At 59.1% G+C, this 19,738-nt stretch carries 16 protein-coding genes and 1 pseudogene; 13 read left to right on the top strand and 4 right to left on the bottom strand.

The annotated features are described in order from the left end of the window. The first annotated feature begins 737 nt into the window (after positions 1-737). The 9 genes from QQJ84_RS08975 (at position 738) to QQJ84_RS08935 (ending at position 11,288) form a co-directional block, all read left to right on the top strand. Positions 738-1,052 carry a DUF736 domain-containing protein gene (locus QQJ84_RS08975; RefSeq protein ID WP_284257813.1) on the top strand — a complete coding sequence of 105 codons (315 nt, stop codon included), beginning with the start codon at positions 738-740 and terminating at the stop codon, positions 1,050-1,052. A gap of 305 nt (positions 1,053-1,357) precedes the next feature. Further along, positions 1,358-1,606 carry a hypothetical protein gene (locus QQJ84_RS08970; RefSeq protein WP_284257811.1) on the top strand — a complete coding sequence of 83 codons (249 nt, stop codon included), beginning with the start codon at positions 1,358-1,360 and terminating at the stop codon, positions 1,604-1,606. Beyond that, a complete protein-coding gene (locus QQJ84_RS08965) occupies positions 1,596-6,743 on the top strand; it encodes a helicase-related protein (protein WP_284257810.1) in 5,148 nt (1,715 codons plus the stop codon). Before QQJ84_RS08970 ends, QQJ84_RS08965 begins: the two co-directional genes overlap by 11 nt. 480 nt (positions 6,744-7,223) lie before the next feature. Further along, positions 7,224-8,978 (top strand): ParB N-terminal domain-containing protein, encoded by a 1,755-nt coding sequence (locus QQJ84_RS08960; protein WP_284257809.1) that lies wholly within the window; start codon positions 7,224-7,226, stop codon positions 8,976-8,978. Positions 8,979-9,038: 60 nt separating this feature from the next. Continuing rightward, positions 9,039-9,530 (top strand): hypothetical protein, encoded by a 492-nt coding sequence (locus tag QQJ84_RS08955; protein WP_284257808.1) that lies wholly within the window; start codon positions 9,039-9,041, stop codon positions 9,528-9,530. A gap of 155 nt (positions 9,531-9,685) precedes the next feature. After that, positions 9,686-10,030 (top strand): hypothetical protein, encoded by a 345-nt coding sequence (locus QQJ84_RS08950; protein WP_284257806.1) that lies wholly within the window; start codon positions 9,686-9,688, stop codon positions 10,028-10,030. Continuing rightward, entirely contained in the window at positions 10,027-10,275 is a 249-nt protein-coding gene (locus QQJ84_RS08945; protein WP_284257805.1) for a hypothetical protein, read from the top strand. The genes QQJ84_RS08950 and QQJ84_RS08945 overlap by 4 nt, the downstream gene beginning before the upstream one ends. A 58-nt stretch (positions 10,276-10,333) precedes the next feature. Continuing rightward, a complete protein-coding gene (locus tag QQJ84_RS08940) occupies positions 10,334-10,921 on the top strand; it encodes a hypothetical protein (RefSeq protein ID WP_284257803.1) in 588 nt (195 codons plus the stop codon). Next, positions 10,914-11,288, top strand: coding sequence for a hypothetical protein (locus QQJ84_RS08935; protein WP_284257802.1), 375 nt, complete (start codon positions 10,914-10,916; stop codon positions 11,286-11,288). Before QQJ84_RS08940 ends, QQJ84_RS08935 begins: the two co-directional genes overlap by 8 nt. Positions 11,289-11,302: 14 nt before the next feature. On the opposite strand, the gene QQJ84_RS08930 is transcribed toward QQJ84_RS08935, so the two are convergent. Further along, on the bottom strand, positions 11,303-11,839 hold the full coding sequence (locus tag QQJ84_RS08930; protein ID WP_284257800.1) for a hypothetical protein: 537 nt from the start codon (positions 11,837-11,839) through the stop codon (positions 11,303-11,305). A 787-nt stretch (positions 11,840-12,626) separates the two neighbouring features. On the opposite strand from QQJ84_RS08930, the gene QQJ84_RS08925 reads away from it, so the two are divergent. Together QQJ84_RS08925 and QQJ84_RS08920 are read left to right on the top strand one after the other, a co-directional pair. Beyond that, positions 12,627-13,232: a hypothetical protein gene (locus QQJ84_RS08925; protein ID WP_284257799.1), complete on the top strand. Its 606-nt coding sequence runs from the start codon at positions 12,627-12,629 to the stop codon at positions 13,230-13,232. 86 nt (positions 13,233-13,318) lie between these two features. Beyond that, on the top strand, positions 13,319-14,326 hold the full coding sequence (locus QQJ84_RS08920) for a toprim domain-containing protein (protein ID WP_284257798.1): 1,008 nt from the start codon (positions 13,319-13,321) through the stop codon (positions 14,324-14,326). A 315-nt stretch (positions 14,327-14,641) separates the two neighbouring features. On the opposite strand, the gene QQJ84_RS08915 is transcribed toward QQJ84_RS08920, so the two are convergent. Then, positions 14,642-15,889, bottom strand: coding sequence for a hypothetical protein (locus QQJ84_RS08915; protein WP_284257797.1), 1,248 nt, complete (start codon positions 15,887-15,889; stop codon positions 14,642-14,644). 249 nt (positions 15,890-16,138) lie between these two features. Here QQJ84_RS08915 and QQJ84_RS08910 point away from each other — a divergent pair, with 249 nt between their 5' ends. Further along, positions 16,139-16,405: a WGR domain-containing protein gene (locus tag QQJ84_RS08910; protein ID WP_284257796.1), complete on the top strand. Its 267-nt coding sequence runs from the start codon at positions 16,139-16,141 to the stop codon at positions 16,403-16,405. A 217-nt stretch (positions 16,406-16,622) separates the two neighbouring features. Here the strand turns inward: QQJ84_RS08910 and QQJ84_RS08905 are convergent, their stop codons facing one another. Continuing rightward, on the bottom strand, positions 16,623-17,030 hold the full coding sequence (locus QQJ84_RS08905; protein WP_348522676.1) for a methylenetetrahydrofolate reductase: 408 nt from the start codon (positions 17,028-17,030) through the stop codon (positions 16,623-16,625). 17 nt (positions 17,031-17,047) lie between these two features. Continuing rightward, positions 17,048-19,198: a 5-methyltetrahydropteroyltriglutamate--homocysteine S-methyltransferase gene (metE, locus tag QQJ84_RS08900; RefSeq protein WP_284257795.1), complete on the bottom strand. Its 2,151-nt coding sequence runs from the start codon at positions 19,196-19,198 to the stop codon at positions 17,048-17,050. A gap of 116 nt (positions 19,199-19,314) precedes the next feature. Between metE and QQJ84_RS08895 the strand changes: the two are divergent. Continuing rightward, positions 19,315-19,668: pseudogene (locus QQJ84_RS08895) on the top strand (LysR family transcriptional regulator); the annotation flags it as partial. Positions 19,669-19,738 lie beyond the last annotated feature (70 nt).

Here is a 19,738-nt window from a genome sequence, read left to right as displayed (position 1 = left end):
CCCAGAAACTGAAACTCGCCGCGTGAATTCTACCATTAAGCCCCGTTAAAAACGGGGGGATTACCCCATAGCATCATGGGCGGCGCAAACTCGGTTGACGATCACTGCCGCAAGGCAGGAAGAACGGCCTCCTGTCACCGCACCAAACGCCCCGGCTCGCCGGGGGCGCAGGGGAGGGGGGCTCAGGCCACTTTGGAACGCGGCTGGGCCATAAGAGTGATGGCTTCCCCCAACTCACCCTTCAGCCTGCAGCTCAGGAAGCACCTCTACAGCAGCAGCCCCCAATTTTGACCGCAGCAGACACCCTCTCTCCCAGCATTTTCCCAGGTATCGCAGCCACGGCTGGGCTCAAAGCCCCACGCCAGAGGCATCATTATCCTTGCCACCACCAGCAGCCCTGATCTCCCCTCGCATAAAGTTGGGCCAGACATTGCCGATAAAACCACCAGCGTCGCTATGCACCGAATTGCCAAGGCGTCTCCTTTCAGAATAACCCGCTCCAAAGCGCTCGAATAACAAAAACTAGGCCCCGTCCGGCTACGCCTCGCAGGCTAAAGGCCAACATGACCGCAGAGTATTTTCCCCGGCTTCGCCTTCCTCGCGTAAGACAAAATACCCTGCTTCCTCATGTCCTCCACTGCGTTGCGGTCCCTTCGGGATGACCCAGCCTGCGCCAGTGCCTGGCCGTTTTTTATCGAGCCGCATGGAGCGGTAATCGTAAAATGGAGACTAAACTCATGGCAAACATCGGCACCTTCAAGCTCAGCAACGGCGTTTTCACCGGCAACATCACGACCCTCACGATCAATGCGAAGCTGACGATCAAGCCCGCCGAGACCGGCGGCACTGACAAGGCCCCGACCCATCGGGTTTTTCTCGGCACCAGCACTATCGGCGCCGCCTGGGAAAAAACCAGCAAGGAAGATCGGACCTACTACAGCATCAAAATCGAAGACCCGAGCTTCGCCGCGCCGCTCTTCGCAACGCTCATCAAGGGCGACGACGAAACCTACTCCCTCCTGTGGCCCCAGCCGCGCCCCAAAGCGGCCTAAGCCGCCCCTCCCTAAAGCGCCCCGGTTCGCCGGGGCGTTTTGCTGTTCCCTGCCAAGATCATAGAAAAGCCCGCCGGTCTCGCCGGCGGGCTTTTCAGTCTCCCGGTAGGCCCTCCAAGGCTACAGCCGCTTATTTTCCCACAACACCCAGCCATTGCTGGCGGCCCGGCTATCGCCGGCCGCGCTCTATTTCGCCCGCAAACTGGGCTCCACCGAACCCCTGACGGGTTTCAGCCCATCTGGGTAACGATCACTGCCACAAAAAGACAACTCGCTCTGACGCAATCCGGACATGACCGCCTCACTTGGTCACGCTCTTTGTTGTGTCGCCGTTACGGAAGAAAATTGAAAGGAAAAATGAAATCAAAATGCCTTGCGGTAATCGGGGCCGAAAAAGCAAAGGGTGGGTCCGCGCCATGCTCGCCTTCGGCTGTGCGTGGCTTGTCGGTCCCGCGTTTGGCAAAGATGCCGAACGCGCCTTTGCTTTTCCGCCCCCGATTACCGCGCTGGAGGAGATGAAAGGTAGAAAAAATGACAAATCCCATGCGCAATGAACTCTCTCAATTCACCTATGACCTCTTTGGCAGCACAGCGGTAAGTTCCGATCTCTTGGCGCCCGTTGGCCTGATCCGCATTCCGATGAAAGAAAGTGCGGAGGATGGCGAGTCCACGGCGGACTTTCATAATCCCATCCCTGCGGCCAAGAAAACCGTGGCCGGCACCACGAATTTCCGCCTCGACGGCGACCGGAAGCTCGCACCCAACTGGAAGGCCCGTGGTCAGGATAACCTCGCCGCTATTCGCCTGCTCCACCAGCTCGAAACTGAAGGTCGCGCCGCAAATAAGGACGAACAGGCCGCCCTGATTAAATTCTGTGCCTTCAGCAGCACGGACCTCGCACAAAACGCCTTCAGGCGCGGCAGTGAAGCCCCGAAGAAAGGTTTTGAGGACTTGGCCGCGCAGCTCGAAGACCTCGTGTCGGCCGAAGAAAAGACCGGCCTCATGCGGGCAACGCAGTATGCCCATTATACGCCCGAGTACCTCATCGCCGCCATGTGGAACACCGTGGCGCAGTTCGGCTTTGAAGGCGGCTCCATCCTCGAACCCGGTTGCGGCACCGGCCTGTTTTTCGCCGCCAGCCCGGAAGCAATCGCGCGCCAGAGCTATTTCACCGGCATTGAAGCGGACCCGATCACGGCCCGCATCGCCGGACAACTCTATCCCGAAAGCGATATTCGGCAGGGCGATTTCACCAAGACCAAGTTGAGCCCCACCTATGACCTGGTCATCGGCAATCCGCCGTTCTCGGACCGGACGGTCCGCTTCAACGATGTTAAACCCGCCGTCCAGCTCAGCTTGCACGACTATTTCATCACCAAATCCATCTTTAACCTCCGCCCCGGCGGCCTCGCGGCCTTTATCGTGAGCCGCTGGACGATGGATAAGCTCGACCCAACCGCCCGGCTGGCGATTGCCGATAAGGCCAATCTCCTCGGCGCGATCCGCCTCCCCGCCGCCTCCATGCGCCAGGATGCCGGCACCGATGTGGTGGTGGATATGCTGTTCTTTCAGCGCCGCCCCGATGACGAACCGGCCGATGCAACGAGCTGGATGAACGTGGTCGAGGCCGTGCCCGCGACCGTCGACAGCGAGGCTTTCTACTGCAACCAGTATTTTTCGAACAATCCGGCGATGGTTCTGGGCGCGCACGACCGCACCTCCAGCCCCTATGGCCCGGTCTATACCTGTAAGGGTGAAACCGGCGAGGTGCTGAAAGCCACCCTCCAAGCCGCCCTGCACACCCTGCCGACCGGCATCCATACGCCCGACCGCAGCGCGATGCGCCGCGCCGGCGAAACCGCCGTTCGTATTCCGCAAAACGGCACGGTGCGTGAGGGTTCCTATCTCATCACCAAGCACTGCCTCCACCAGATCATCGACGGCCGCCCCGTCCAAATCGCCATTAAGCGGGGCAAAGCCAAGGGCGAGGGTATCTCGCTCCGCACCGCGGAAATCATCGAGTGCATGATTCCGATCCGCGACGCCGTGCGGCAGGTCCTTCGCGATCAAGAAGCCAACCGCCCCCACGCCGATGCCCAAGTGGCACTGCGCCGCGCCTATAGCCGGTTCCTCCGCAATTTCGGACCGATCAACAAGACTGACGTGACCGTCATCACCGACGAGGCGACCGGGCGCACCAAAGAGGTTGTGCGCCGCCCCAACCTGGCACCGTTCGCCGACGACCCCGATGTTTGGCTGGTCGCCAGCATCGAGGACTACGACGCCGAGCGGAATCAAGCCAAACATGGCCCGATCTTCAGTCAGCGCGTCATCCTGCCGCCCGCCTGCCCGCAGATCATCACCGCCGCCGATGCCCTTACCGTGTCGTTGCACGACACTGGCAAGGTGGACCTCGACTACATCGTCGATAGCCTCGGCAGCACCCTGGAGCATGTCTGCATAGAATTGCGGGGTATGATCTTCCTCAACCCGGAAACCAACGAATGGGAGACCGCCGACAACTACCTGTCCGGGCCAGTCCGCACCAAGTTGAAGGCCGCTCTCGCCGCCGCGAAAACCGATCCTCGCTTCGAGCATAATGTCGAAGCCCTGAACGAAGCACAGCCGACCGACCTCAAACCCTCCGAAATTACCGCCCGCCTCGGCGCATCATGGATTCCCACCGAGGTTATCGAACAATTCTGCGCCGCGAACTTCGACGTGAAAACCCGCGTTCGCTACGTCGCGCTCATCGGCTCATGGAGCCTCGAACAGCACCGCTTTTCCAACTCGCTATGCTACACCGAATGGGGCACCGAGCGCCGCCATGCGGGCGAACTGATGCACGACGCGCTCAATTCTTCCATCCCGCAAATCTTCGACACGTTTAGGAATGACGATGGCAGCGAAAGCCGCATTCTAAACGCCGAAGCAACCGAAGCCGCCAAGGAAAAACTGTCGGCAATCAAGCTCGCTTTCCAGAATTGGATATGGACCGACGCCAATCGTTCCGAGCTGCTTTGCACGATCTACAACGAGACGATGAATAATCTCGTGCCGCGCCACTTCGACGGCTCGCACCTGACACTACCCGGCGCCAGTCCCGTCATTAATTTCTATCCCCACCAGAAGCGCGTCATCTGGCGGGTCATTTCCGCCGGCTCAACCTACATCGCACACGCTGTAGGTGCTGGAAAAACCTTCTCCATGGCGGCGGCCGTCATGGAACAGAAACGCCTTAGTCTCATCACCAAGGCGATGATGGTCGTGCCAGGTCATTGCTTGGCTCAGGCCAGCCGCGAATTTCTGCTGCTGTACCCGACCGCGAAAATCATGGTGGCCGACGAGGTGAACTTCGCCAAAGACAAGCGGCAGCGCTTCATAGCGCGTGCCGCCCTGGGCGATTGGGATTGCATCATTATCACCCACTCCGCATTCAAATTCATCTCTATACCGTCGGAATTTGAGCGTGAGATGGTGCGGAGCCAGATGGAAGAATTCGAGGCGATGCTGGACGAAGTTGACGACGCGGTAAGCCGCAAAAAAATCGAACGCCTCAAGGAAGGTTTTGAGGCGAAACTATCGTCCATGGAGACCCGGAAAGACGACCTCCTGACGATCAGCGAAATGGGGATTGACCAAATCATCGTCGATGAGGCTCAGGAATTCCGCAAGCTGGCATTTGCGACCAACCAAAGCACCCTGAAGGGCATTGACCCGAACGGCTCACAACGCGCTTGGGATCTGTTCGTGAAAACCCGTTACATCGAGACCATCAACCAAGGCCGCAGCCTGGTGATGGCAAGCGGTACGCCCATCACCAATACGATGGGCGAACTCTATACGCTCCAGCGGTTCTTTGCCTCCGACATTTTGGAGCGGGCAGGGGTGCAGCACTTTGACGCCTGGGCCGGAAACTTTGGCGACAGCCGTACCGAACTCGAACTTCAGCCCTCCGGCTCTTACAAGCCGGTCACGCGCTTCAGCGAATTTGTGAACGTGCCCGAGCTGGTCGATATTTTCCGGTCCTTTGCCGATGTCGTTTTGCAAAACGACCTGCGCGAAAATCTCAAGTTGCCGCGCATTGCCACCGGCAAGCGCCAAATGATAACGGCGAAGCCAACCGCCGCGTTCAAGGCGTATCAACGCCACCTCGATAGCCGGATCAAGGCTATCGAAAACCGTACCGGGCGGCCCGGAAAAGGTGACGATATTCTTCTCTCGGTCATCACCGACGGCCGTCATGCCGCGGTGGACCTCCGCCTCGTCGCGTCGCGGCTCCCCGACGAGCCTGGGAGCAAATTGAACGCGCTTATCAACAACGCCTTCAAAATCTACCAGGAGACGGCCGACAATTTGTACTACGCCTCCGCCGGCGTACCCTACGAGCAGCCGGGTGGCGGGCAACTGATCTTCTCCGACATTGGCACCAATGGCGTGGAACTGAAGCGCGGCTTCTCCGCCTATCGCTGGATCAAGTCCCAGCTCGTAGCGCGCGGCGTCCCTGAAAGCCAAATCGCTTTCATGCAGGACTATAAGAAAACGTCCGAGAAGCAACGCCTCTTTGCCGCCTTTAATGCGGGCCAAGTGCGTTTCATCATTGGCTCCACCCTGACGATGGGAACCGGCGTTAATGTGCAAAAGCGCCTCGCGGCCTTGCATCACCTCGACGTGCCCTGGTTGCCGTCCGACATTTCGCAGCGCGAAGGCCGGATTGAGCGCCAGGGCAACCAGAACGGAGAAATCGGCATCTTCGCCTACGCGACCTTGACCTCGATGGATGCCACCATGTGGCAGAACAACGAGCGTAAGCAGCGTTTCATCGAAGCGTCGCTCAGCGGGGACCGTGCGGTCCGCCGCCTGGAGGATGTTGGCGCGCAATCTAACCAGTTTGCGATGGCAAAGGCCATCTCATCGGGTGACCAGCGCTTGATGCAGAAAGCCGGAATCCAGGCGGAATTAGCCCGCCTGGAACGCCTCCGCGACGCCCACGGCGATAATCAAATCTCGATCCGCCGCACCATCAATTCCGCGCGAAGCACCATTGAGATCAACGCCGGCCGGATCAAGCACATTACCGCCGACCTGGCCAAGCGCATCCCAACCGCTGCGGACCAATTCGCGATGAGCGTGAACGGTGTCACGTACACCGAACGCAAACAGGCGGGCGCGAACCTGATCCGCTTAATTCTCGAAGGAGGGTGGGATAGCAAAAAGCCGATCTTTGGCGACATCGGCGGCTTCACCTTCAAAATCGCTGTCACCGTAAACAACCTCTATAAGATCGAAGGGACCGAAGCGATCATCTATCGCTCCAACAATAACGAGCGCATCGGCCTCCCTGAAGAGCTTACCGCCCTCGGCGTGGTGGCTCGTTTGGAGAACACCCTCACCAGGTTTGAAGTAGAACGCGAAGAGGCCGAACAGCGCGTAAGCGATGCGGAGCGCCGCATCGCAGACTTTGCGCCGCGTCTCGACCAGCCCTTCGACATGAAGGACGAACTGGACGCCAAGCGTGACCAACTCAAGGAGCTGGAAGCCTCTCTCGCGGCATCGACCGAAGCAGAGCCGGGCGCAACCGACGAGGAAATCCGCTTCGCGGAAATCTTCCACTCCTCTCGCCGCGGCGACATGGGCGACGACCTCGAAGAAATGTCGTCTCCCGAAGCTGATGACGACGACGTGGATTAAACGTCTCCCCTGTTTGGTGCGCTGCATGAACACATGCGGCGCACCACAACCCCCATCACAAAGGCTCATTTCATGAAAACGTATCTTGAATTCGAGAGTCTCAAGGACGCCCGCGAATACCGCCGCGCCCACGGCACGGGCGGATGGATATTTACCGCTGACAAAACCAGCGTTTCAACGCTTTTTCCTCCGGAAATGTGCCCATCCGAAATATTGAACCACCGGCTCACGCGCGGGCAGTCAGGCTATCTGACAGGCCATCAATAAAATTAAGGAGCGAGAGAAATTGGAAATTGGAAATTGAAAACTTCCTCGCAGAACTGCTTTAGAAACACCGCTCCGCTCCATCGCTGACTGCGCAACCCGGCCCGGCCCAAGCGCCGGGCAGGGACCGCTCGCCAGCAATGGTGTTTCTACACAGCCCTGCAACGGTTGCTGTTGTCATCAACATTTTACTAAAACCAACGAAGGATTACTGCCATGGAACTCAAAAAAGTCGATCCACGCCTGTTGAAGGAAAACCCTCTCAACCCGCGTAGAAGCCCCGCGGCGCCCGCCTATGAAGACCAGCTTCTTGCCAACATCCAGGCTGTTGGCCTCATCCAGTTGCCACTCTGCAAGGAACGCGACGGTGAATACTTCATCGTCGCTGGACACCGCCGCGTGCAAGCCTGCATCCGCGCCGGCCTCACCGAAATCGAAGCCCTTTTCACCGACAGCGATACGCGCACCAACGCGATGCGGTCCGTCGCGGAAAATGTGGTCCGCACAGGCCTCAACACTGTGGACACCTGGCGGGCCATCGTCAGCCTGACCGGCGCCGACTGGACCGAAGACGCCATCGCGACCGCCTTGAACCTGCCGACCCGCACGATTCAGCGCTTACGCCAGTGCGGTAAGATGCACCCGGCCATGCTGGAACAGATGGCCCTGAACGATGAGCCCAACGCCCGCGAGCTGCGCCTCATCGCGTCCGCGAGCATCGAGGACCAGGCCGAGGTTTGGAAAAAACACAAGCCAAAGCGCGGCGAACACGCCCAATGGTATGCCATCGCCCAGGCGCTCGACAATCGGCGCTACTACGCCCGTGATGCGAAATTTGACCCCGAACTGGCCAAGGCCCACGGAATCGTCTGGCTCGAAGATCTGTTCGACCAGGGCGAGCAGGACAATCGCTACACGACCCAGACCGAGGAATTCCTGGGCGCTCAGTACGAGCATATGGCCAACACTTTGCCGAAAAAGGGCATCATCCTGACGGTCGACAAACAAGGCACGCCCCAGCTTCCCCACAAGAAGGCCGAGCGCATTTATCACGGCGCGAAAAAGTCCGACCTGACCGGCTCCTATATCAATGAAAGCACCGGGAAGATTGACGTCATCACCTACCGGATGCCAGTCGAAGTGAAGCCCGCCAAGCCCGCCGCCGGGAAAGCAGCCACAACGGCAGGTGCCACAGCGACCGCCGCGGCCGTTGCAGCGCCCATTGTTGAACCGGCGCCCTCTCGCGCGCCCATCACCCAAGCGGGCATGGCGATGATCGGCGACATGCGTACCGACGCTTTGCACGAGAGCCTCGCCCACGACGCCATCGACGACTTGACCCTCATCGGGCTGCTGGTGATGGCCTTCTGCGGCAATAACGTTGACGTGAAAACCGGCACCTCCGACGAGAAATTGCGGACAAAAGGCCGCCCGGCCATCGCCCGCGCCATCGCCACCGGCGGTACTTTGACCGCTGACCCTGAAACGCTCCGGCAGGCGGCGCGTGATTGCCTGCGGTTCGGCCTCAATCTGCGCGATTCCTACAGCGCAAAAACCGGCCCTCTCGCCCTGGTCGCAGCAACGGCGATCAACGCTGACCGCCATCTGCCAAACATGGCGACCGAAGCGTTCCTTTCCTGCTTGTCGAAAGCCGAAATCGAAAACGTCGGACGTCAGCATAAAATCCTGCCGCGCAACACCGGCAAGGACACGCGGGCTGCCATCCTCAAGGAATTGGCGGGGCAGCACTACGTTCACCCGGCCGCCAACTTCACCGTAACGCCGGAGGATGCAAAGGCCATCGACGCCCCCCGGCATCAAGAAATCTACGGCCAAACTGGCGGCGATTCCATCGAGGCCGGGGAAGGGGAGGGGGACGATCATGCGGAAATGCTTCGCGGCGTCGGTCACACCGGCCAAGACCCAGAACCCGACGCGGACGACGCGGGGCAAGATTCCGTAGCCGCCTGATCCGTAAAAGCCCGCCCCTGACCCGGCGGGCTTTTTCATCTTTCAAGATTGGAATTCATCATGGAGTCCGGAGCCATCACGACGCGCCAGCCCTCGATGGCACGCAGCAACACAACCAGCCTTTTCGGCTTGAACATCCGGTACGCCGACGAAGCCACCCGCCGGTTTTGGCAGATGGTGAACCGCCGCATCAACGAAGCGCCTGAACTTTCCGCCATGCTCGCCGCTGGTTTTCAACCGGAAATCACCGGCGGCGGCGGCCTGGCCTGGCGCAAAAACCTCAGCGACGGGAGTTTCCTGTTCGTCAACTATTACGATTGGGATGTCGGTGGCGAACCCGACGAACCCATCTGGATCGGCGGGCGCTACAAGAGCGCGCACCTCCCCGAACGCGGCACCTCTGCGCTACTTTACGAAGAAATGGTGTGCGACGTAACGCTGCCCGTCGCCATGGCTTTCGTTGAAAAATTTGAGAAAACTTATGGCCTCGGGCTACCCGCGCAGTCTCCCAGTTTCTTGCCCATTCGGGAGGTAGATCATGGCAACACATAAGGGAATCGGCACGCTCAAGCGCGTGCCACGTCACCTCTCCACGCGGGGACTGGCCAACAAATACGGCCAGCCGCCCGCCTCCCGGCAACAAGTAGCATTCCGCGACGAACCCACATCCGTGGCTGCGGCAATTTCCCAACGATGAGGAGTTTCAAATGACACAAATCAACCTTAGCCTGACCCTCACGGTTTTCGAGCGAAATGAGTATAACGGTGTACCCTACATCTCGCGCACCATGACATTCGATGTTGCCGGCCTGGATCTGTTGAGTAAATTCAGGAGGCTCGCGGAAATCAAACGCGCGAGCGACCTCAAGGAGATCGTCGATCATTTTGCGGCGAAAGCGCGCGAAGCCGTTCCCGATGAGTCCTACGCGATCCATGTTGCCGTCAACCGCGGCCAACGTAAGCCACCCGGCTTTGATAGGCTGATCGACGACAAGACCGATCCGCTCGGCCTCGACCGCTTCGTCAAAACGATCGACACCACGAAACCATGACCCCGTTCAGGATCACCTTCGAGGAAAGCACGCAGCGCCATTGCCTGCAGACGATTCCCGATTATCATGTGCTGCTGAACGGTAAGCGCGTTCAGCGGCTTTATTGGAACATGCGCGGCTATCGCGGTGTGCTTCCAACGCCTGACGGCGGCCTCTTCGAGCCCGGCGAGGTCAGTCTCACCAAATTCAAGATGATCGCTCGCAGCCTCGAACGCGAGGCAAAAAAACAGAACACCGCTGCGTAAGCGGTGTTCTGCCAATCACCGCAATCCCATTCACGCATCATCAGAAAAGGAATGTGTCATGTCGAACTCAAGCGAGGCGGTGATTAAAGCAAACCTCGCCAAATTGCCGAAGATATGCGCCGCGACTCATCCCTCCACCCAAGAACCGGTTTTTATAGTCGCGGGAGAAAAGGGGTACTTCCCCGCCAGCTCGAAAATTGACGTTGATTTATTCAACGCCGATTTGAAGATCACCCCCGCGCAAGCCAATGCAATGATCGCGGGTTCGCTCTTCGGATGGGCGGTCAACGCCGCCGACGCCGACCACCCCAGCAATCAGCCAGGGGCCAAGCCAAAGACCAAGCCCATCCACCTGAAATATCATTCAACCGATGATGATTATTGTCGCGTCTATTATGTCGATGAGCATCAAGGTCTCTGGTGCTGGCAGATGTGCCGGAAGGTATGGCACAACGCCTCATATCACCACATTTTTGACCTGATGCCGTGTACGATCTCAGGCGAACCTATCGGGCCGCGCGACTACACCGATATAACGGTGGATACGATGCCGCCCGACGTCCACAGCAAGACGCCCCACCAGTTTATCCACTGGTACCCGCGCCGCATGGAATACGCCCACCTCTGGAATCGCGATCATGATTAACGCCACACCCCGAACGAGCCGAGGCGGCTATGCCGTCACGCTATACCAAGGCCGCCGCGTCTCCATGGAGTCATATCTCCGCGCGTGGCAACAGGTGAAGCTCGATGATCCCAACAAAATGTATCCCAACGGGCCGGGCTCCTGGGCACCCATGACCGCCGCGCAAATCCTCGCAGAAATGCGCCGTGGCATCCACGACCGCATCAACCGCCACGTCCCCGGCTATGGGCAAGGCCGCAAATGGTCCCAGGACTGGTTTTGGTCGGCCAAACGATGCGCCGATCAGGTAAACACCCCGCGCCTCATCGTGCGCTGGGTGCCGCCTGATTTGCGGACGCGATTAGAGCATCGCATCGAACGAGACTGATCGCGCACTGGGGGCTAACCGGCCGCGATCAACCATTCTCTTGAAACCGCACCGAACGACCGAAGATAAGAATCCAGGGCGCGGCATTTGCCGAAAACCTCCTCGCTGAATCGGTAAGCCTCCACGGTCGCCTCAGCCGATTGATTCAGCAGTTTATTGGCCCGCGCATGATGCCCGTCGACATTCCGGCTCCTTTCGTCTTTTGCCATTCGAGCAAGTGTACCAGCCTTGTACGCTTCGTCGGCGAGAAACTTCGCCTCGCCACAAAGCGCGATAGCTTCCGTAATCAACATCTCGCGAAGATTCGAGATCAAATTTTTTAGCTCTGCCTCGCTGTGCAAAAAACCCAAGCTCTTAAGAAACGCCGCCATGGTATCGTCAGCCATATTTTTCAGATCGGGCTCCAAAGGCTCACGACCCAACATTTCGAGAACGGCAGCAACGACCTTATAGTCCGGCCTGACCTCCTCCAGCACGTCCAAGCTCGGATGGCTTCGCTTTTCCACCGGAAACCGAACCGCATTCTCTACCCAGATACCGTCGATCAACATTTCCACGCTCCTTGATGATCGCAACTTAAACCGACCGAACCGCATCGCGCAAGCATTAAGTCATTGAAAATAAACGATACCTAGCGAAAAACTGCCTGCGCAAAGCGCGCGCCGCCAAAACACCCCGTTCATCTGCACCACGGCTGCCATCGGCCAACATATTGTCACGTCACCGATGCGGACGTTGCCGCCATTCACAATCTCAACAAGCAGAGGCAACAAAGGCTCCAGCAACACGGTACGCAAGATTTCACAGCACGATCATCGCGGACGGCAAAGGGAGGTTTCAGTGATTGTCTCCCTCCGTTTCATCCAATCTCGTGATGACGGAAAGCACGAAGAGGCTACGGCGCTCAGGTCATCACCGCCGAACAAGGCAACCCGACGAACGAAACCTGGGCGAAATCTTTGACGGCCGGGGCAGTTGAAAAGGATTTAGCACTTTGCAGAGCCATAAAGACGTACAACCTGCTGCAACTTCGTGTGTCACGGCTCATGTCGGGATCGCTTCGGTTTATGTGGTCTAAGCCGCAATCTTCTGAGCCACCATACCCACAACGCTGCGCGTTGTGCCTTCGGTTGCGTGGTTAGTCTCCAAGGGCCGCCAAGACGGCCCCTGGCCCACACATCGGCAGGTCGCATATCGCGCAGCCCCCCAAGAGGGGCCGCCCGCTATTCAACCCGCCAACGTGCCGGTCATCCAACCACTCCAGGCAGGCAGCTCAGAAGATCACGGCTTTTTTCGCCCACACCGAAACGATGCCGGCATGGGCCGACACCTCGGAATTTGAAAGGTTCCACGATTATGGCAAACACTGCGAAAAAATCCTCCACCGCCCCGGCCGCGAAAGCTGTTATCCGCCCGGCTTACACAATCGAACGGGCACGCCTCCTCTGCCCGACCGTGGATCAAGCTGAACGCCTTGCAATCCGCTTCGCTCTGGAGCCCGTCGATTTTCACGAGATCAAGGACGCAACCCAGGGAGCAAACACTGCATCCTCAACCGCCATCGAAAGTGCGATGAACGAACAGGCTCTGGAAATCCACCTCCAGCGCATTGTTGGCGCCTTTGTTGCCTCCGCCTGCGGCGCTGGTGATTTTTACAGCGCCAAAGTCACACTCGCCCGCGAACTGACCACGCGGTTGTCCAACGACAGCCGTGATGAAGACCGAGACGGGGTTGCAGGTTTTGACAGCAAAGCAACGCGCGCACGTGAGTTTGCCGCCCAGGTCGGTCTCCAGGCAATGGCGCTGCTTGCCGCCGCCGAGGGGGCGGTGGAAGCGTTCGCCAAAATCACCGGCAGCGAATGGAAGCCTTACGCCCGCGCGGTGCCCAACGATAAGAAAGTGGATCGGCTTGCCGCGGAATCGGAGATGCAAGCCTTCGACTAAGACGCCTGAAGGCCGGGCTCACGCCCGGCCTTTTTCGTTTTAACAACACGCCAAAAAACCAATATAAGAAAGGAGCCCGGCGCATCATGTGCGATGCCATTCGTGAGAATAAAATGTCTGTCACATCCGGCATGAAAACAGACGTCGCCGACATCATTGCCGAATTCACCTGCGCTATAAAAGCCGCAGGTATCGTCGTCAACCAGCCGCTGCGGCTCGATGGGAACCTTCATCGTCTGCCCGTGCTGGGCGACCGGCACGGCGCCAAGTCTGGCGCCTATAAGCTGCACCTTGATAAGATGCCCGTCGGCTACATCAAAAACTGGAAAACAGATTACGAGGCAACCTGGCGGCCGGAATGCGTCCCGCACTTAACCGCCGTCGACCGCCAACAGGCGAACCGCGAAATCCGCGCCCGCGCAATCCGCGATGAGCAGCTCCGCGAAGACCGCCAGAGGCAGGCGGCCACCGAGGCCCAGGCTCTTATCGCCAATGCGCTGCCCGCGACGTCTCACCCCTATCTCGCCCTTAAGGGCGTCCGCGCTCACGGCCTGTTCTTGTTTGACAACAGCGATCTCCTGCTCCCGCTCCAAACGGTCGATGGCACCATTTGGAATTGTCAGCGAATTTCATTCGATGCTGCCAATAATCAAAGCCAAAAAACATATATGCGGGGTGCGCTCGCCAAAGCGACTTTTCATCCCATTGGCCTGCTCGACACGGACGAGCCTTTAATCATCGTAGAGGGATACGCCACCGGTGCCAGTATCCACGAAGCCACCCGGTTCCCGGTTGTGGTTGCCTGCCACTCCGGCAACCTCCTGCCGGTGACGCTTGCCCTCCGTGAAAAATATCCGTCTCGGTTGCTGCTTATTGCCGGAGACAATGACCACCATCTCCCTTGCAGACAAATCCCGCTGCCGAATATTGGCATCGTAAAAGCTGAAGAAGCGGCTGCCGCAAGCAACGCTTTAACGATCTTCCCCGACTTCGATTCATCCTCCGAGGGCACGGATTGGAACGACTTTTGCCAAATCCACGGCGGGCAAACCCTCCAACGTTTATTCGAGTGGAAGGTAGAAGCAGCCGTTTGACGCCTCCGCTGACATAATGGCGGCCCGGCTCTCGCCGGCCGCGCTCTATTCCGCCCAGAAGCCGGGCTCCACTGAACCCCATGCGGGTTTCAGCCCATCCGGGTGACGATCACTGCCGCAAGCCGCACAAGTCATTTTACCAGCCGCCACATAAAGTCCCCACAATACGATCAGCAGGACGGCCGGCTGCACCGGCCCTCCTCACACCCAGCACCGCTGGACTGCCGTCAGTACGGAAGAAATTGAAAAATCAGGAAATACAAACCCATCGCAGGGCTGATAAAGCGCGACCGATGCGCGCCATCGCAGTGGCCGCTACGCTTTGTTTTCATCTTGATGCCATTGCGCCAGCGCGGTTCTCATGACCGCCTGAAACGGCTCCCGGCCAGCGGCACAGGGCTGCGCCGCCAGCTTGCCGAGTTCGCCCACCGCCCAGTCGAGTGCTGCCATCTTGCGTGATGCCGCGAGAAGATACTTGACCGCGTCGGCCGCTTCCGCAGGCTTTGGGTCATACCCGCCGCCGTTCAGCAAGCTGGATAGCGCCAGCAGCGCGACGGTGGCGGCGAATTTTGCCTCCTTGTCGACAAAATCCCGCGCCGCGCGCAGCAATGTCGACGGGTCTGCGCCGTAGACGGCAGCACACTCAATGGCGATGTCGAAAAATCCGGCATCCTTCGCGGCGGCGAACCATTTTCCTTTATCGCCACGAGAGTCGATCAGATCCAGCAGCATCTGACGGCGGTCGCGATCGGGGTAGGCGCGGACCAGAGCGCGGTAGACGGCGAGATTCGTTGTGCCGCTCGCAGTGCGCAGGCCGTAACTTTGATAGGCCTCACCCGCGCGGCCTTGTTCGATCAACAGGGCCTCACAAAACCGATCGATAGAAAGTTCGTAGGAACCAGGATTTGTCGTACTACGCGCGGTTTCGGCAAAGGCAATGGCGGCCTCCCACAAACCTTGACGCACCAAAGCCTCCGCGCCGAAACGATGGTAGGGCCAGAATTTTACCCGGTGGGTGGCGAGCAATTCCTGAAGCTCATCGTAACGGCCACGTTCCAGCAGGCACGACAAGCAGATGGAAGTGCCTGTGACATACGAGAAATTCTGATGGTCAGCCCAGGCACGACGCACCATTTCGAGCATGAGGTCTGCATATTCGTCCATCAAAACAGGATATTGCGCGATCTCGCCCCAGCGCTCTTCGAGCGGCGCCAGATAGTCGACGCCGTCGTTCTGGACCGCCTCGAATAGGCGCGCCAGCCACTTGCCTCGGGTGGCGTGGTCCGCCGGTGCGGCGATAAGGATTGGGATCAGCTCGTTCAGGGCCCGAAAGACCGCAGAGCCAAGGGCGCCGGACGAGCTATCGATTCCCTGCAGACTTGGCCAGATGCGCTCGGCCAGGGACACGACGCCGTCACCCGCCAGGACAGGATCGGACTTTGCCACGGATTTGATCTCGGTGGCGGCTTGCTTGAGCCGGGTGACGGCGAGGTTTGAGCCACGCCAGCCATAGGCATTGGCCCGAAATTTTGATTTGAATTCCCACTTTCGAACGGCTGCCATGATTCCTGCCCTATGCCCCCATGCCGGGGAGATTACCGCGACGCCGTCACCGGGGATACCGCGGGTCCAATACGCCCAGTCGCGATTTCCAGGGAATGATTGGCGTTCACTTTGAGCCGGACCCACAGGGATAAAAACCCCAGCTTAGTCATGCGGTTTCGGAATCAGCGGGATTCCAAAATGACTCACCTGCTCCGAGTCGGCCGCGCGTACAAATAGGGTTGGCGGCACAGTTCGGAAGGCAATAAATTGTCGGATCATCCTCCCACCAAGGGCTCCATCGGCGCAGTTTCTCTCATCCGCGTCCGGCCTGAGAAAAATGAACGGCGTTTCTATGCGCTTGCGGTTGATGTCGATTTGTTCGGCTGTGCGCTACTGGCACGGCATTGGGGACGGCTGGGTACAACCGGTCGGCAGCGGCTTGATGCGCATGAAACCGTTGCCACCGCGCTTGGCGCGCTCGCCACACTGGAGCGGACCAAGCGGCGGCGCGGCTATTGGGATAGGAAAGAATGACGCCGGTCATGCGGCTTACCGAAGGGCTGTTGGGTAGTGCCTCGGTTTGAATTTCGGTTTTGGGTGGAATAGCTGCCAGTCAGCTTCCGGCCGGCGGAAGCGATATCAGACGTTCGCTTTGTGGCGAGATGGGCCGTATGCGGAAGGGTCGCTTTACACGAGTTAAGGCGAAAAGCCGCCGTTCGTAGGGGATTCTTACCGACGAGGGCCAGCGCCCTCAATCGGCATTTTTTGCTTGTCTTGTCGCCGGTCTTTTGCCGAGCAGATGACATATCGCATAACTCAGCTCAGCACGGTTTAGCGTATAGAAATGGAAATGCCGGGTGCCGCCGGCATAGAGCTTTCGGCACATCTCCGCAGCCACGGTGGCGGCGACGAGTTGGCGTGTCTCGGGGTGGTCATCGAGACCTTCAAACAGCCGGTCCATCCATTGCGGAATTTCCGCGCCGCACATGGCCGTAAATTTTCGGGTTTGGGCAACGTTCGAGACGGGCAGGATGCCGGGTACGATTTCGGCGTCGATTCCTGCAGCAGCAACCCGGTCGCGGAACCGGAAAAAAGTCTCGGGCGAGAAGAAGAACTGTGAGATTGCCCGGTTGGCGCCGGCATCGATCTTCGCTTTCAGATTGTCGAGATCTGCCTCTATGCTTGGCGAGTCAGGGTGGCATCCGGGATATTCGGCGAGTGGATATCATACACGCCCGGACCGATCTGGTTCGGGTAGTTGAAGCTGTCGAACACATCGAGCAGTTCCATATCGGAGCGCGATGTTTCGATGGTGATCACGTCCGCGTCCATCCCGGCGATGGCGGCGATGATGTCGTTGAACTCAGAATAGCACATATGGGTGTGGATCTGGGTTTCGTCCCTCACACCATTGGCGGTGATACGGAACGATTCCACGGCCCAGTCCAGATAATCCTGCCACTGGGATTTGCGCAGCGGCAACCCTTCGCGCAAAGCCGCTTCGTCAATCTGGATGATGCGCACGCTGGCTTTTTCCAGATCCAGAACTTCCTCGCGGATCGCGAGCGCAAGCTGGTAGCAGGAGACGAAACGGGGCTGGTCGTCACGCACGAAGGACCAGTTGAGGATGGTGACCGGGCCGGTGAGCATGCCCTTCATCGGCTTGTCAGTGAGCGAAGCGGCGTAGCTGATCCATTCGACCGTCATCGCCTTCGGACGGCTGATATCGCCAAACAGAATCGGCGGCTTCACGCAGCGCGAGCCATAAGACTGCACCCAGCCAGCCTGGCTGAAGGCATAGCCATCGAGCTGCTCGCCAAAATATTCCACCATGTCGTTGCGCTCAGCCTCGCCATGCACCAGCACGTCCAGCCCCAGCGCCTCCTGTTCGCGCACGCTATGCTCGATTTCAGCACGCATGGCTTGGGTGTAGGCGCTCTCATCAATGGTACCGGCCTTGAACGCGCTGCGCGCCAGGCGGATTTCCTTGGTCTGCGGGAAGGAGCCGATCGTGGTGGTGGGGTAGAGCGGCAGGTTCAAAAGGACGTGCTGCTTGGCCGCGCGTTCGGCGAACGGGCTCCGGCGGCGGCCCAGACCGGCGGTAATGGCGGCCACCGCCGCCTTCACCGCCGGGTTGTTTACCCGCGTTGAGGCATGGCGTGAGGCAATGGCGGCGCGGTTGGCGGCAAGCTCTTGTTCTACAACGCCTCGGCCCTGGGCAAGCGCGGTGGCCAGCACGCTGATCTCGCTAAGTTTCTGCACGGCGAAGGCCAGCCAGGAGCGGATCTCCGCATCCAGCTTGTGCTCACTCTCCAGGTCAACCGGCACATGCAGCAACGAGCACGAGGGCGCCAGCCACAGCCGCTCACCGAGCGTTTTCGCCACAGGCTCCAGCCAATCCAGTGCGGCCTCCAGATCGGTCTTCCAGATGTTGCGGCCATTGACCACGCCCAGCGAGATGATGCGCTCAGCCGGGCTGGCCTGGATTAAGGCTTTGACCTCATCCCGGGCATTGATTGCATCGAGATGCACACCCTGCACGGGCAACGCTGCCACGAGCGGGAGGTTATCCTGCAACGGGCCGAAATACGTGGCCAGCAGCAGTTTCACCGTGCCGGTGTTAAGCTGCTGATAGGCTGCGTGGAAAGCCTCCTGCCAGGCGGAATCCAGCTCGGTGACCAGGATGGGCTCATCAATCTGCACCCACTCCGCGCCTGCCGCGCCAAGGGCAGCGAGCAGCTTGGCGTAAGCCGGCAGCAGGCGAGGCAGGAGCGAAAGCTTGTCCGAACCGTCTTTGGCTTTGCCCAGCGCCAGATAGGTCACCGGACCGATGATCACAGGCTTGGCCTTTAAGCCCAGGGCCTTGGCTTCGGCGAGTTGGGCCAGCAGGCGGGAGGCATCGAGTTTGAATTCTGTATCCGCATCGAATTCCGGCACGATGTAATGATAATTGGTATCGAACCACTTGGTCATTTCGCCTGCCGCCACGCCCCCGCAGCAGGCCGTGTGGTTATCTGTTCCGGCCGCCGAGCGGCCGCGCGCGACGCGGAAATAATTATCCAGCGCATCGCCGTGGAAGCCGCGCACGCGCGCGGGCAAATTGCCGAGCATGAAGCTCGTGTCCAGAACCTGATCGTAGAATGAGAAATCGCCCACCGGCACCAGGTCCAGTGCCGCCTGATCCTGCCAATGCTTTGCCCGCAACTTGGCCCCCGTGCGTTGCAGCTCATCGCGCGAGGACTGCCCCTTCCAATAGGCTTCAAGCGCGAATTTCAGCTCGCGCTTAGCGCCGATGCGCGGGAAACCGAGATTATGGGTCGTGACCATGGGCGTTCACCTGAAAATGAGGAGCGAAGGAGGCAGTTACCTACCTGCTTGAGTTCATGAATAAAAATGGTATAAATTCATAAATCAATGAATTTTATTCACATGTTGAGCTGCTCATGGAGATCCTCGAACGCATCCACCTGGCCATCATCCGCGAGGTTGAGCGCCAGGGCTCGCTGACCGCGGCGGCGGCGCAGTTGAACCTGACGCAGTCGGCGCTCTCTCATGCAATCGCCAAGCTGGAAGACCAGATCGGGGTGAAAATCTGGCGGCGTGAAGGGCGCAGCTTGCAGCCGACCCAGCCCGGCGAGTTTCTGCTCAGCGTAGCCAACCGCCTGCTGCCGCAATTTGCCCATGCCGAGGAACGCCTGCGGCAATTCGCTAAAGGGGAGCGGGGTACGCTGCGCATCGGCATGGAGTGTCACCCCTGTTATCAATGGCTGCTCAAAATCGTGGCGCCGTATCTGGATAACTGTAAGCGATGCCCCGCGGCCCTGTGATTTAGCTTTGACTTTTGCGTCAGGGTGTGGCTGTCGGTTT

Origin of the sequence: Acidocella aquatica, from assembly GCF_030160635.1 — a bacterium.
Classification (GTDB): domain Bacteria; phylum Pseudomonadota; class Alphaproteobacteria; order Acetobacterales; family Acetobacteraceae; genus Acidocella; species Acidocella aquatica.
The sequence above is the reverse complement of the archived record's forward strand: the minus strand, read 5'-3'. Positions and strand labels throughout refer to the sequence as shown.